12 protein-coding genes are annotated in these 13,235 nt (G+C 62.3%); 7 read left to right on the plus strand and 5 right to left on the minus strand.

Annotation, left to right across the window (positions count from 1 at the left end):
- Position 1: 1 nt before the first annotated feature.
- Positions 2 to 802 carry a phosphorylase family protein gene (locus WH87_RS12440; protein WP_046137457.1) on the plus strand — a complete coding sequence of 267 codons (801 nt, stop codon included), beginning with the start codon at positions 2 to 4 and terminating at the stop codon, positions 800 to 802.
- 73 nt (positions 803 to 875) lie between these two features.
- On the opposite strand, the gene WH87_RS19080 is transcribed toward WH87_RS12440, so the two are convergent.
- Both WH87_RS19080 and ypfJ read right to left on the minus strand, forming a co-directional pair.
- On the minus strand, positions 876 to 2,390 hold the full coding sequence (locus WH87_RS19080) for a glycosyltransferase family 32 protein (protein WP_052726176.1): 1,515 nt from the start codon (positions 2,388 to 2,390) through the stop codon (positions 876 to 878).
- A gap of 96 nt (positions 2,391 to 2,486) precedes the next feature.
- The gene (gene ypfJ / locus WH87_RS12450; RefSeq protein ID WP_046137456.1) at positions 2,487 to 3,428 is read right to left on the minus strand and encodes a KPN_02809 family neutral zinc metallopeptidase; all 942 of its coding nucleotides are present in this window, start codon (positions 3,426 to 3,428) and stop codon (positions 2,487 to 2,489) included.
- A 291-nt stretch (positions 3,429 to 3,719) separates the two neighbouring features.
- Between ypfJ and WH87_RS12455 the strand changes: the two genes are divergently transcribed.
- Both WH87_RS12455 and WH87_RS12460 read left to right on the plus strand, forming a co-directional pair.
- Positions 3,720 to 5,696: a bifunctional 2',3'-cyclic-nucleotide 2'-phosphodiesterase/3'-nucleotidase gene (locus WH87_RS12455; protein ID WP_046137455.1), complete on the plus strand. Its 1,977-nt coding sequence runs from the start codon at positions 3,720 to 3,722 to the stop codon at positions 5,694 to 5,696.
- 125 nt (positions 5,697 to 5,821) lie between these two features.
- Positions 5,822 to 6,805: a ribonuclease T2 family protein gene (locus WH87_RS12460; protein WP_046137454.1), complete on the plus strand. Its 984-nt coding sequence runs from the start codon at positions 5,822 to 5,824 to the stop codon at positions 6,803 to 6,805.
- On the opposite strand, the gene WH87_RS12465 is transcribed toward WH87_RS12460, so the two are convergent.
- The gene (locus tag WH87_RS12465) at positions 6,797 to 7,258 is read right to left on the minus strand and encodes a MarR family winged helix-turn-helix transcriptional regulator (RefSeq protein ID WP_046137453.1); all 462 of its coding nucleotides are present in this window, start codon (positions 7,256 to 7,258) and stop codon (positions 6,797 to 6,799) included. The genes WH87_RS12460 and WH87_RS12465 overlap by 9 nt on opposite strands.
- Before the next feature lie 105 nt (positions 7,259 to 7,363).
- Between WH87_RS12465 and WH87_RS12470 the strand changes: the two genes are divergently transcribed.
- Complete coding sequence (locus tag WH87_RS12470; RefSeq protein WP_046137452.1) at positions 7,364 to 7,795, plus strand: organic hydroperoxide resistance protein; 432 nt, start codon at positions 7,364 to 7,366, stop codon at positions 7,793 to 7,795.
- Between the two features lie 35 nt (positions 7,796 to 7,830).
- On the opposite strand, the gene WH87_RS12475 is transcribed toward WH87_RS12470, so the two are convergent.
- A complete protein-coding gene (locus WH87_RS12475; protein WP_046137451.1) occupies positions 7,831 to 9,057 on the minus strand; it encodes an MFS transporter in 1,227 nt (408 codons plus the stop codon).
- Between the two features lie 197 nt (positions 9,058 to 9,254).
- Between WH87_RS12475 and WH87_RS12480 the strand changes: the two genes are divergently transcribed.
- Positions 9,255 to 10,040, plus strand: coding sequence for an ABC transporter ATP-binding protein (locus tag WH87_RS12480; protein ID WP_407060044.1), 786 nt, complete (start codon positions 9,255 to 9,257; stop codon positions 10,038 to 10,040).
- Entirely contained in the window at positions 10,037 to 11,569 is a 1,533-nt protein-coding gene (locus tag WH87_RS12485; RefSeq protein WP_046137449.1) for a hypothetical protein, read from the plus strand. Before WH87_RS12480 ends, WH87_RS12485 begins: the two co-directional genes overlap by 4 nt.
- Here the strand turns inward: WH87_RS12485 and WH87_RS12490 are convergent.
- Positions 11,566 to 12,747 (minus strand): MFS transporter, encoded by a 1,182-nt coding sequence (locus tag WH87_RS12490; protein WP_046137448.1) that lies wholly within the window; start codon positions 12,745 to 12,747, stop codon positions 11,566 to 11,568. The two genes, WH87_RS12485 and WH87_RS12490, sit on opposite strands and share 4 nt — an antisense overlap.
- Before the next feature lie 116 nt (positions 12,748 to 12,863).
- Here WH87_RS12490 and WH87_RS12495 point away from each other — a divergent pair, with 116 nt between their 5' ends.
- Entirely contained in the window at positions 12,864 to 13,214 is a 351-nt protein-coding gene (locus WH87_RS12495; RefSeq protein WP_046137447.1) for an ArsR/SmtB family transcription factor, read from the plus strand.
- Positions 13,215 to 13,235: the final 21 nt, after the last annotated feature.

Consider the following 13,235-nt stretch of genomic DNA (forward strand, 5'->3'; position numbering starts at 1 on the left):
CATGGCTGGCACCGGCGAGTTTCATCTGACCCCAGAAGTGCTCGTCGGCGAACGCTTTGGACCCAAAGTGTTCGGGGATATCAAGATTGCGCTGGTGGGCTATTGCCCACCACCGAGCGCGCTCGAGCGGTACAATCCCGAGCGCGTCACAGACCAGCATTTCATCCATGTCTCGCCCGACAGCGTGCGCATCCTCAGCCATGAGGGGCGACGCTTCCTGTCGCTCGCCCATGTCTATGGCGGCCCGGTCTCATCGGCGACGGTTGAAGAGCTGGCCTATTACGGCATCGACTACATTCTGGCCTATGGCCTCGCCGGAGGCCTGGGCACACGCGGCCTCGTGATGGGCGACTTCTATCTCGTCGAGACCGCCCGCGCCGCCGATGGCACGACGCCGCACTACACCAAGGACAGAATCGTCGCCGCCGACACCGGCCTGCGCGACCTGATCCTGAACCTCTGGCCCGCCGGGCCATCGCTGACGCCCGTCCGCGCCGTCACCGGCGACGCCATCTATCGCGAAAGCGACGCCATGCTTGATGGCTTCCGCGCCGAAGGCTGCGATGTGGTGAACCTGGACTCCGCCCACCTGTTCGCCGCCTCGCGCACCAACAGCGCCAACCACCCCATCCGCACCATCCAGGCCGGCGTCCTCTCCGACATCGTCACCGGCGCCGCCGCCTCCGAAACCACCCTCGGCACCATGCTCTCCGCCAAAGGCACCACCGCCTTCAACCCACTCGAGCGCACCGGCGACATCGTGCAATTCTACATCGAAACGCTGGCACCAAGGTTGAGCTAGGGGAACCCGCATCGGCAAGGGTGCTGTGCCAGAGCGGTCTCGATAAGAATGCCAAGACGCATGCAATCAGGAGCTAAGAGCGCCTGACCACAACACCCGGCAGACCCGCTACCTCAAACCCTTTGTCTCGGGCCATGATCCCAAAGGCCTCAGCCCCAAGATGCAGCTTGTATGGCGTCTCCGCGAAACGAACGCCCGCATCAACCACTTCGCGGCGGATCAAGACGAAGCTCTCACCAACCCCATCGAGCGGCAACACCGTAAAGACGCGCTGATCGCGAAGATAAATGCGATAGACCGGATTACGGCTTACGACCCCAGAGCTTCCGCCGTCCTTGTAAAGGATTTTGAAGGGGGCCCCCTTCTCATATCGGAAAAGCGATGGGTCCGCGTTATTGCCATTTTCATCGAGAAAATTAGCACTGACGACGGGGCGTCCAGATGAGACCAAGCGGTGCAGCGCGTCCCGAGGGATGTCACTGAGTGCAGCATCAACTAGCAGGATAAGATCCGCTTTTTGCGAATAGGCAGAGAGAATTGCGTTATCGCGTGCTGCTGGATTTGGGTAATCTGCGCGCCACACGTCGACACCAGCAAACTCATCCTCCGCTATGCTTAGAGCAGAGCCAGCATGTAAGCTGAAGCTCAAGCGGTCGGCTGGATAGTCACCAGACTTGAGCGCGGCGACGAGCCCCGGTGCAATACCAGCCTGCCCCACTCGCACGGCGACGTGGATAGTCGGAAACTTTTTGATCAGTTTTGGCTCTTGATCGACGTAGGCAAAAAGTGGGTCAAAAATCTTAACATTCGCAAGATCACGGTTTATCTGACGGCGCGCCCACCATTTGACCAAAGTTGGAATCTGGAAAACCCACTTCCAGCGGTTGGCACGCTTGTGCCAAGGCACCCAGGTCGTAAACCACTTATGCGACACCAGCGCCCCGCTACCCGCGGAAATAACATCGCCTACCTCACTCAACATAGGGGCGAGGGCCGCATCGCTTTTTCCAGGCAAGCCGCTTGATAGCAGAGGGGACCAAACCTCAGGCAGAAGCAGTACTGGCCTGTCGGCTTTAGCCAGCCTCAGTGTCATCGCCGTGACCATGTAAGGCCCGGTGGAGTGGAACACTTCCTGGTCAGCCAGTCCCGGCATCTCAGCGATAATCTGACGCCACAGAATATGATTTGGGACCGAGCCCATAAACGCATTTGTAATCAGATACGGCACGCCCTGGTGCTTGCCATCCTCAGTAATATGCTCCAGCGGCTCCACGCCAATAAATGCTGTGTGCTTGAGCAGCGGTTCTACTGACTTCAGCGGCTCAACATCCAAATCTGCATAGATGCCGCCAAGTGTGTCCAACACGAGATAGCGAAACGCATCCGCGCGCTGAATCATCTTTGGGTAACTGTCATACGTCGCCAAGAAATCGGGATGGGAGTCAGCAACAAATGCCCGCATGCTATCGTCTGTCCAAAGACGAATATCCCAGCCCGGATGGAGCTGCTGCCATTTGACGAAATAGTCCCGCATCTCGCCCTGCAGGTCTTGGGTTTTCCAGGTAAAATGTAGCAGCCTTGGGATCATGGAACATCAACGACGGTTCGAAAGGGAGGGCAATGCGTCGCCCTTCCTTTGCGCAATGTCCAGTCATTTCGACCTCAAAACGGGTCTAGTTCGCCCCTAAACATTCCCCGAGAACGTATCACAGTCGCCGGGATTGCCGGTTTTGTAGCCGCGTTCGAACCAGGTTTTGCGTTGGGCCGAGGTGCCGTGGTTGAAGGTTTTGGGGACGGCGAAGCCTTGCATGCGCTTTTGCAGGGTGTCGTCGCCGATCTGATCGGCAGCGTTGAGGGCTTCTTCGAAGTCACCCGCTTCAACCAGGTTTTGCTGGCCGGCATAGTTGGCCCAGACGCCGGCATAGCAATCAGCCTGTAGCTCCACGCGCACGGAATAGGCATTGGCCTGTTCAGTGCTCATGGCCGCGCGACGGCGGTTGAATTCGGGCAGCACGCCCGTCTGATCCTGCACGGCGTGGCCGACTTCGTGGGCCAGCACATAGGCCTGCGCGAAATCGCCCGGCGCGCCAAACTCGGTGCGCAGCTGGTCGTAGAAGTTCAGGTCGATATAAACCTTCTGGTCGCCCGGGCAGTAGAATGGGCCAGTGCGCGCATCGGCGGCGCCGCAGGCAGTGTTGACCTGATCGGTGAACAGCACCACCTTCGGCGGGGTGTAGCGCTGGCCTTCCTGTGCAAAAACACCGCCCCACAGGTCTTCAGTTTCCTTGATCACCACGCCGACAAAATCGCGCAGGTCATCCTGGGAGCCCGATGCCGGAAGCTGGCTGGATGAGCTTGCCGAGGACGATGAGGTCGTGGTCGTGCCTCCGTTCATCAGCATGTCGAGCGGGTTCTGCCCGGTGGCCACCCAGATGATACCGAGCACCACCACGATGCCGATCAGGCTGCTCATGCCGCCGCGCGAACCGCCGCCGCCTGTGGGCATGCGCATGCCGCCACCACCGCGACCGAACGGACTGCCGCCAAGGCCCCCGCCCAGCCCGCCGCTGCGTTGCCCGCGACGATCTTCGATGTTGGAGCTCTGTTCCCTACCGCGCCATTTCATTGTGCAATTCTCCGCTTGCCCTGAGCATTAGCAACAAGCCGCGCCAATGCAATCGGTTCCCGCGTTGATCGCACTTGGCGGGCGGCCCGTCATAATTTGACCACCCCGCGAAACGCCACTAGCCTTCCTGTGCCGTCGTCATTCCAGCGTCACCTGCGGACGGCATGAGCGTGCTGGCTCCCTCTTTGCGGAGCATCAAGCGCTGCGCCAGGCTTTTTGCCGCGCGGCAATCCGGGAGCGCGGCGCCCCCGGACCTCAAGTTCACCCAATGAACATCTCAGGGAGACAGACATGAATTTCCTGCCCAAGATTTCGCGACGCACTTTCCTCGTTGGTTCGGCAAGCATGGGCGCCATGGCCGCAATGCACCCCTTTGCAACGATGGCGCAGGCCAATCAGGCCCATCTGCGCATCATGGAAACCACCGATCTGCACGTCGCCGTCTTTGCCTATGACTATTATGCCGACGCGCCCAACGACACGATGGGCCTGGCCCGTACCGCCTCGATCATCGAATCCATCCGCGCCGAAGCCGGCAACTCGATGCTGATCGACAATGGCGACATCATCCAGGGCAACCCGATGGGCGACTATATCGCCTACGAAAAGGGCCTCGACGGCAATGTTCACCCCATCATCGCCGCGATGAACACGCTGGGTTATGAGGCCGCCACGCTGGGCAATCACGAGTTCAATTACGGGCTGGACTATCTCGACAAGGCGCTGTCCGGCGCTGAATTCCCCTTCGTCTCCGCCAATCTGGTCAAGGGCGATCTTGCCGCCGATCCGCTGAGCGACACCACCTATATCAAGCCCTATCTGATCGTTGAAAAAGAGCTGACCGACGGCTCGGGCGCCACCAAGACCATCAAGCTCGGCCTGATCGGCTTCCTGCCACCGCAGATCATGACCTGGGATGCGGCCAATCTGGCCGGCAAGGTCAACACCCGCGACATCGTCGAAACCGCTGCGGCCTACATTCCCCGTATGCGCGAAGAAGGCGCCGAGCTGATCATCGCCCTGTCCCATTCTGGCATTGCTGCCGACCAGACGACGGGCGCAGAAAACGCTTCCCTGCAACTGGCTGGCCTTGATGGCATCGACGTGGTCGTCACCGGCCACCAGCATCTGGTCTTCCCCGGCCCCGACTTTGATGGCGTTGCCGGTGCCGACATTGCCAATGGCACGCTCAATGGCAAGCCTGCCGTCATGGCCGGTTTCTGGGGCAGCCATATGGGCCTTATCGACTTGCTGCTCGAGCAGGATGCCGACGGCAAGTGGACCATCGCTTCGCACACCTCCGAAGCCCGCCCGATTTTCGAGCGTGTCGAGGGCAAGGTGCATCCGCTGGTGGAAAACGAGGCCGAAGTGGCCGCCGCCGCCCAGACCGACCATGACGAAACCCTGCAATATGTGCGCCGCGCCGTGGGTGAAACCTCGGCCCCGCTCTATTCCTATTTCGCTCTGGTAGCCGATGATCCATCCGTGCAGATCGTCAGCCAGGCCCAGACCTGGTATATCGAGCAGATGATGAAGGGCACCGAATGGGAAGCCCTGCCCATCCTCTCCGCTGCCGCGCCGTTCAAGGCAGGCGGTCGTGGCGGTCCTGATTACTACACCGATGTTCCCGTCGGCCCTGTTGCCATCAAGAACGTGGCCGACCTCTATCTCTATCCAAACACCATCCAGGCCGTGGAAATCACTGGCGCCGATGTGAAGAACTGGCTGGAGCGCGCGGCGGGCATTTTCAATCAGGTGGAAAAAGGCGCCAAAGACGCCGAACTGATCAATCCCGATTTCCCGTCCTACAACTATGACGTGATCGACGGGGTCACCTACAAGATCGACCTGACCCAGCCATCGCGCTTCTCCTCGGACGGCAAGGAAGAGCCAAACCCGGACGCCAGCCGCATCATCGACCTGATGTATGATGGCAAGCCGATCGATCCAGCGGCCAAGTTCATCGTCGCCACTAACAACTACCGCGCAGGCGGCGGCGGCAACTTCCCCGGCATCAATGCCGACAAGATCGTGTTCAAGGGTCCCGACACCAACCGCGACATCATCGTGCGGTTCATCGTGGAAAATGGCACCATCAACCCAAGTGCTGACAGCAACTGGTCCCTCGCCCCAATCGGCGACACCACCGTGCTGTTCGCCACCGGTCCCAAGGCTGCCGAGCACGTCGCCGATGTGAAAGCCATCAAGATCGAAGCCACCGGCGAAACCAATGCCGACGGCTTCGGCGTCTATCGCATCACGCTCTAGTCGTTGATAAAATCCACCGCACTTCGTCACCACCGGGCTTGTCCCGGTGGTCCATGCGGAGGAAAGATGGATTGCCCGGACAAGCCGGGCGATGACGACAGCCGATAAAACGGAGCGCGAGAATATTGCGGATTGCCCTCACCCTGCTTCTCGCCCTCCTCACCGTGCCCGCCCATGCCGAGGTGCCACTCAGCGGCTACTTCACCGCCACCAAGGCCTGCCCCGCGCTGCAATCGATCAACCGTGGCACCAATCCGGGCAATGTCACCCTTCGCCCCGGCACCGCCTATGATCTGCTTGCCGGCAACAAGGATCGCCCTACCCATCTCTGGATCGCCGTCCCCGGCGCGCAACCCGAACGGCGCTGGGTCGAGGTCAGTTGCGGCGAACGCGCCACCGACGCCGAGGCCCGCATGCCCGCGCCGACACCAGCACCTCCGAAGCCCAGCTATCGTGGCACGCAGTATATTCTGGCGGTCAACTGGCAGCCTGCCTTCTGCGAGCTCAGTCCGCGCAAGGCCGAGTGCCGCAATCAGCAGCCCAATAGCTTCGAAGCCACCAATTTCACCCTGCACGGTCTCTGGCCGCAGCCGCGCGGCAATGAGTTCTGCTTGGTTTCGCAGGATGATCGCTGGTCCAGCGAAAACGGGCGCTGGCGCGACCTGCCCCCGGTCCGGCTCAGCACCGGCCTGCGCGATGAGCTCGACGTCGTCATGCCGGGCACCCAGTCTGGCCTCGATCGGCACGAATGGACCAAGCATGGCACCTGCTACGGCACTAGCGCCGAACGCTATTTCACCGATGCGATGGTGCTGATGCTGGCTCTCAACGAGTCATCGGTGACGAAACTGTTCGCCAACAATATCGGCCGCAAGATCACGCTCCAGCAGGTGCGTGACGCGTTTGACGAAAGTTTTGGCGATGGGGCCGGACAGCGCGTGCGCATGGCCTGCGAAGCCGATGGCAACCGCACCATCATCACAGAGCTGACCATAGGGCTCACCGGAGAAATCTATAGTCCCGATGATTTCTCGGCGCTCATCGGCGCGGCCAGCCCCGTCGATGGCGGCTGCCGCTCCGGCATTGTGGATGCCGCCGGCCTACGCTGATGGAGTGCCGGACGAGGCATCGTCCAGCAACACGCGCAACCGGTGCAGGCCCGCGCGGAGCGTATCGACCGTTGCCGCTTCATCACTCAGGGCCGCGCCAACCTCAAGCGGCACAGCCAGTGCTTTGGCGCGCAGGCCCCTGCCCTCGGCGGTGAGGTACACCCGCACCACGCGCTCATCATCCTCGTCGCGCTGCCGCTGCAGCAGTCCGCGCGCTTCCAGCCGCTTCACCATTGGCGTGATCGTACCGGAATCGAGGAACAATCTGTCGCCCAGCGCCTTTACACTGATACCGTCTGCTTCCCACAGCACCAGGAAGGCCAGATATTGCGGATAGGTCAGCCCGATAGCGTCCAGCCGTGGCTTGTAAAAGCGCGTGAACGCGTGCCCGGCCGCGTAAACGGCAAAGCACAGCATGGAATCGAGATTAAGCGGGTCGGGGCTCCTGGCCATCCACTGATCCTTCCGGCGACTGACACCCCGATTCATAGCATGCAAAATTCAATTGCGCACAATTTAATTGCGCAGTAGGCTACATCATCAACCAAGGAGACCACGATGTCGATCAAGTCAGCCATCTACACTGCCCATGCCAGCACCACTGGCGGCCGCACCGGCCAGAGCGCGACCGATGACGGTCGTCTTTCGGTTACCCTCGACACCCCCAAGGAACTGGGCGGCAATGGCGGCCCCGGCACCAATCCCGAGCAGCTCTTCGCAGCCGGTTATTCGGCCTGCTTCCTTGGCGCGCTCAAGGCTGTTGCCCGCGCCGACAAGATCAAGGTGCCAGATGACACCAAGATCGACGCGTCGGTCTCCATCGGCGACAATTCCACCGGCATTGGCTTCAACATCGCCGTCGAGCTCAAGGTCACCATCCCCGGCTTCGACAAGGCTGACGCCCAGGCGCTCGTGGAAAAGGCCCACACCGTGTGCCCTTATTCCAACGCCACGCGCGGCAATGTTGACGTGACCCTGTCGGTCGGCTGAAAACACAACGGGCGCCCATGAGGCGCCCGTTTTTCTTATGCGGCTTTGGGAGCGGCCTCGAGAGGCTCCCAGCGCTGGGTGCGTCGATCCAGCCACAGCGAAATCCCGAACAGCACCAGTCCACCCACCGCGAGGATGGCGCCAACGGGACCCGTCGAGGTCCAGCCGAAGCCCGCGGCGATGGCCATGCCACCGAACAGCGCGCCCAGCGCATTGCCGATATTGAAGGCAGCGTGATGCAGCGTCGCGGCCAGGGTTTGACCATCAGCGGCCACATCCATCAGGCGCGTCTGCAAGGCCGTACCAATCGCGACGGTAAAGCCCACCAGCAGCACACTCAGCGACGCCGTGGCCCAGAACTGTGCCGTCCATGGGATCGCAGCAAGACTGACCACGTTGAATACCAGCATGCCGCCAATGGTCGGCATCAGCGCCCGGTCAGCCATGGCCGCACCCAGAATATTGCCCAGTGTCATGCCAACACCGAACAGCGCCAGCACCAGCGGCACCCACACCACGGGCACATGAGCCACTTCGGTCAGCAGCGGCACCACATAGGTGAACACCGAGAACATGCCACCGCAGCCGACAGCGGCAATGCCCAGCGTCAGCCACACCTGCGGACGCTTAAGCGCGCCGAGTTCACGCAACGGGCTCGCGCCTTCGCTGGCAGCCACCTGCGGCACGAAACGGAAAATCATGGCAAAGGCCAGCGCGCCGACGATACCCACGCCCGCAAAGGTCGGCCGCCAACCCAGCCCCTGCCCCAGCCAGGTGGCCAGCGGCATGCCGATCAGCGTCGCGATGGTCAGCCCCAGCATCACCCTGCCCACGGCGCGGGCGCGATAGCCCACATCTACCATCGAGGCAGCGATCAGCGCGGCGATGCCGAAATAGGCGCCATGCGGCAGCCCGGCCAAAAAGCGCAGCCCGATCAACGAGAGATAATCCGGCGCCATGGCGCTGCCGAAATTGCCCAGCGCAAACAGCGCCATCAGCCACAGCATCAGCGGCTTGCGCGGCGCCCGGGCAAAAGCAATAGCGAACAGCGGCGCGCCGACCACCACGCCCAGCGCATAGGCGCTGATGACATGCCCGGCCTCTGGCTCGGTAATCCGCATGTCAGCGGCCAGATTGGGCAGCAGGCCCATAATGGCGAACTCGCCGGTACCAATGCCGAAAGCACCAATGGACATGGCAAAAACGGCGAGCTTGGTCGATAGGTCCCCGAGGCCGTGGACGGCTGGGCTGGCGGTACTCATTTTGGGCTCCAGTCAATTCGGCCCGGCTGCCTGCCCCAAGCGGGCGGCGCACTGATCGACAAAAGGGGATCGGGCGCGACGACTGTAAAATGTTAGTGCCGGGTTGGACAATCACCGCTTTGCGCACACCCCCCTTGCATACAAGTGGGGACGACAGCCCAATTTCTTAACGCTCCCGATTCACGCCGCCGAAACGCATGGCTTGTAGGCTTTGCCTCCAAACTCGCCGGAGCGACGCCATGACACTCCCTGCCCTCGCCATTTCCAACCTGTCCAAGAGCTTTGATCGCAAGGTGGTCAACGATCTCGAACTGACGGTGCGGGCGGGTGAATTCTATGCGTTGCTTGGGCCCAATGGCGCCGGCAAAACCACCATCCTGCGCATGGTGGCGGGCCTGCTGCAGCCCGACGCAGGCGATATTTCCATTTTCGGCATCGACGCGCGCAAGGACCCGATTGCCGCCAAGCGCATCGTCGCCTGGGTGTCCGACGAACCCATGGTCTATGACCGGCTGACCCCGCTCGAATATCTCGAATTCGTCGCCGGGCTCTGGCAGATCGACGCGCGCACCGCTGAAGCCAAGGCCAATGAACTGATCGACTGGCTCGGCCTGCGTCCGCACGCCAATGAGCTGTGCGGCGGCTTCTCCAAGGGCATGCTGCAAAAGGTGGCGCTGGCCGGTGCGCTGGTACACGATCCGCGCCTGATTATCCTCGACGAGCCGCTGACCGGCCTCGACGCGGGCTCGGCCCGTCAGGTCAAGGATGTGCTGCTTGGTAAGGTGCGCGATGGCGTCACCGTCATCATGACCACCCACATTCTCGAAGTCGCCGAGCGCATGGCCGAACGCATTGGCGTCATCGCGCATGGCCGCCTGATCGCCGAAGGCACGCTGGCCGAACTGCGCACCCGGCTTGGCAAGGAATCGAGCCTTGAGGATATCTTCCTTGATCTCGTGGCCGAGGGGACCGAAGCCGCATGAGCGCCGCCCCGGCAACAATCGGCTGGTTCGCCCGCCACGAGCTGACCCTGGCCTGGCGCGAATGGGTTGCCATGATGACCGGTGGCCGCCGCACCCGTGGCATTGGCATCGCCATTTTCCTCGCCATTGTCGTGGTGCTGCTGCACCTGCTGGCATTTGGGCTGATCCTGCCCTGGATCCAGAGCGGCATTGCCATGGACAAATCGACGCTGGTGATGATCACGGGCGGCGGCCTGCTGTTCTGGACGGTCATGCTGTCCCAGGCGCTGGAATCGGTGACACGCGTCTACTACGCCCGCTCAGATCTCGACCTGATCCTCTCCTCGCCCGCCTCCTCCCAACGCCTCTTTGCCGTGCGCACCGGCTCGGTAGCGCTCTCCACCATTGTGCTCACCGGCCTTCTCGCTAGCCCGCTGATCAATGTGCTGGCCGTGTTCGACAGCCCCAAATGGCTCACCGCCTATGGCGTGCTGATCGCCCTTGGCGCGCTTTCGACGGCGATTGCAGTTGCCATCACCATGGCATTGTTCCGCGTCGTCGGCCCCAAGCGCACGCGCCTCATCGCCCAGATCGTCGCTGCTGTCGTTGGTGCCGGCTTCATCATCGGCATCCAGGCCGCAGCTATCCTTTACTACGGCAGCTTTTCGCGCTTTTCCGTGTTCCAGTCTGCCGACGTCATCGCCGCTGCACCTGCCATTGGCAATGCTCTCTGGCTGCCCGCCGAGGCCGCCATGGGCGATATCGGTGCACTGGTGGTCTGCCTGATCATTGGCCTGGGCGCGCTCGCCCTGACAATTGGTCTCAGCGCCTCAAGCTATGGCCGTCTCGCGATTTCAGCCGCCGGGCTTTCCCATGTCCGTAGCCTGCGCAAGCAAACCAACCGCCCGTTCCGCGCCGCGTCTCAGCACCATGTGCTGCGCGTCAAAGAATGGCGCCTGCTGCAACGCGACCCCTGGTTGCTGTCGCAGACGCTGATGCAGATCCTCTATCTGCTGCCGCCCGCCCTGCTGTTGTGGATCAATTTCGGCAATGATGCGGGCGCCTATGTCGTCGTCGTGCCAGTGCTGGTCATGGCGGCCGGGCAATTGGCCGGCGGCCTCGCCTGGCTCGCCATCTCCGGCGAGGATGCGCATGATCTGGTCGTCACCGCCCCGGTCTCCGCGCGCGCCGTGCTGGTGGCTAAAATTCAGGCTGTGCTGGCGGTGATTGCCGTCATCATGGCCCCCCTGCTGGTGCTGCTGCTGATCGCCTCGCCCCGCATGGCGCTGGTGACTGCGGTCTGTGTCGCACTTTCCGCCGGGTCGGCCACCGCCATTCAGCTGTGGTTCCGCGTCGTCGCCCGCCGCTCGATGTTCCGCCGCCGGCAAGTGGCCTCGCGCGCCGCAACGCTCAGCGAGGCTTTCGTGTCCATCATGTGGGCGGGCACGGGTGCATTGCTCGCCAGCGGCTCGTGGTTATTTATTGCGCCCGCCGTATTGGCGCTGCTCATCCTCGGCTTCGCCAAGCTGATCAGCCCCAAGCGCGCCTAGCCCAGACCCGCCAGAGCGGCACGGGGCGGACGACGCGTCGCCGTCAGGCCCATGCCAAACAGGGACAGCGCGGGCAGCAATGCCCCGACCCAGCCCAGATCGCTCGGCGTCCCATATTGCAGCACCAGTCCACCAATCAGCGATCCGGCAGCGATGCCGAGATAGAGCGCCGAGGCATTGAGCGACAGCACCAGTGGCGCATTGCCGGGTGAGAGGCTGAGCAGATGGCTCGCCTGGGCCGGTGGAAATGCCCAGCCCGTCGCCCCCCACAGCACCACCACCGCAAAGAATGCCCCGACCATGATCCCGCCCGGGAGATGTGGTACAACCGACATCGCGGCCAGCAGCAGCACGTTCATCACCGTCGCACCCACGACGGTGCGCCGCGCGCCTACCCGGTCAGCCAATTGCCCGCCTGCCGCATTGCCGATGGCCGCACCAATGCCGAACGCCAGCAACACCACCGGCACCCATTCCCGCGAAAGGCCAATGGCCTGGGTCGCGATAACAGCCAGATAGATAATCACCGTGAACGCACCCGCCAGATTGAGCAGCGTCGTCAGCAGAGCGCCGCGCACACCCGGCAGCGCAATGGCCGCCACGCGCTGACGAATGCCCAACTGCGCCCCGCGCAATCCGGCTGGCAGCATGATCCAGATGGACAGCGCCGCGACGACGCCAAAGCCCGCCACCATGAAATAGCTGCCGCGCCAGCTGGCATATCCCGCAACCAGCGCGCCCAGCGGCGCACCGAACGCCACCGCCATCGACGTACCGCCCACGATCACCGAGATCGCCCGCGCCCGATGGTCGACCGAGGAAATCGCCACGCCGGTCGCCTGCGCCGTGGCGCTATAGAGCCCGGCGGCAAAAGCCATCAGCACGCGCGCCGCCATCAGATCGGCATAGCCATAGGAACATGCAGCCCACACCGCGCCGACCGTAAACACCAGCGCAGATACTGTCAGGATGCGCCGACGATCTGCCGTCCCCGTCAGGGCGGCAAGGATAGGCGAGCCGAAGGCATTGGCCAAAGAAAACGCAATGACGAGATAGCCCGCCTGCGTCAGCGACACCCCGGTTGAATCGGCAATCTGCGGCAAGAGGCTCGATATGGCGAAGCTCTCGACGCCAATCGCGAATGTACCCACCGCCAACCAAATGAGACGGATATCCATGCTCGATCCTTAGTTCAATGATTATTGAACAATTGAACCTCCGCCGAACCAATGTCAACAGAAGTTCAAAGATCGTTGAACATTGAAGAGCGCCCCGTCCTGCGCTACATTGGGGCATGACCTACCTGCCGCAGCCCGAAACCGAGCAGATCGCCTTTGCCAATGTGCTGACAGCGCTGGGCGATGAGACGCGCCTCGCCATTATCGGCCTGCTGGCCCGCAATGAAGAAAACCCCATGTCCTGCGGGCAGTTTTCCGGCGTCGGCTCCAAGACCGGGCTGAGCTATCATTTGTCCAAGCTGCGCGAGGCCGGCGTCGTTCACGTCCGCCCCGAGGGCACCAAGCGCTATGTCAGCATTCGCCGGGCCGATCTCGATCAGCGCTTTCCCGGCTTTCTCGATTCCATTATTGCTACCGCCCAGCACCTGCCCATGCCGCGTGAAGAGGCACAGTCCACAGCCGACTGAGCCACCTCCGGGGCCACTTTC

It is taken from the genome of Devosia epidermidihirudinis, assembly GCF_000971295.1.
GTDB classification, from domain to species: Bacteria; Pseudomonadota; Alphaproteobacteria; order Rhizobiales; family Devosiaceae; genus Devosia; species Devosia epidermidihirudinis.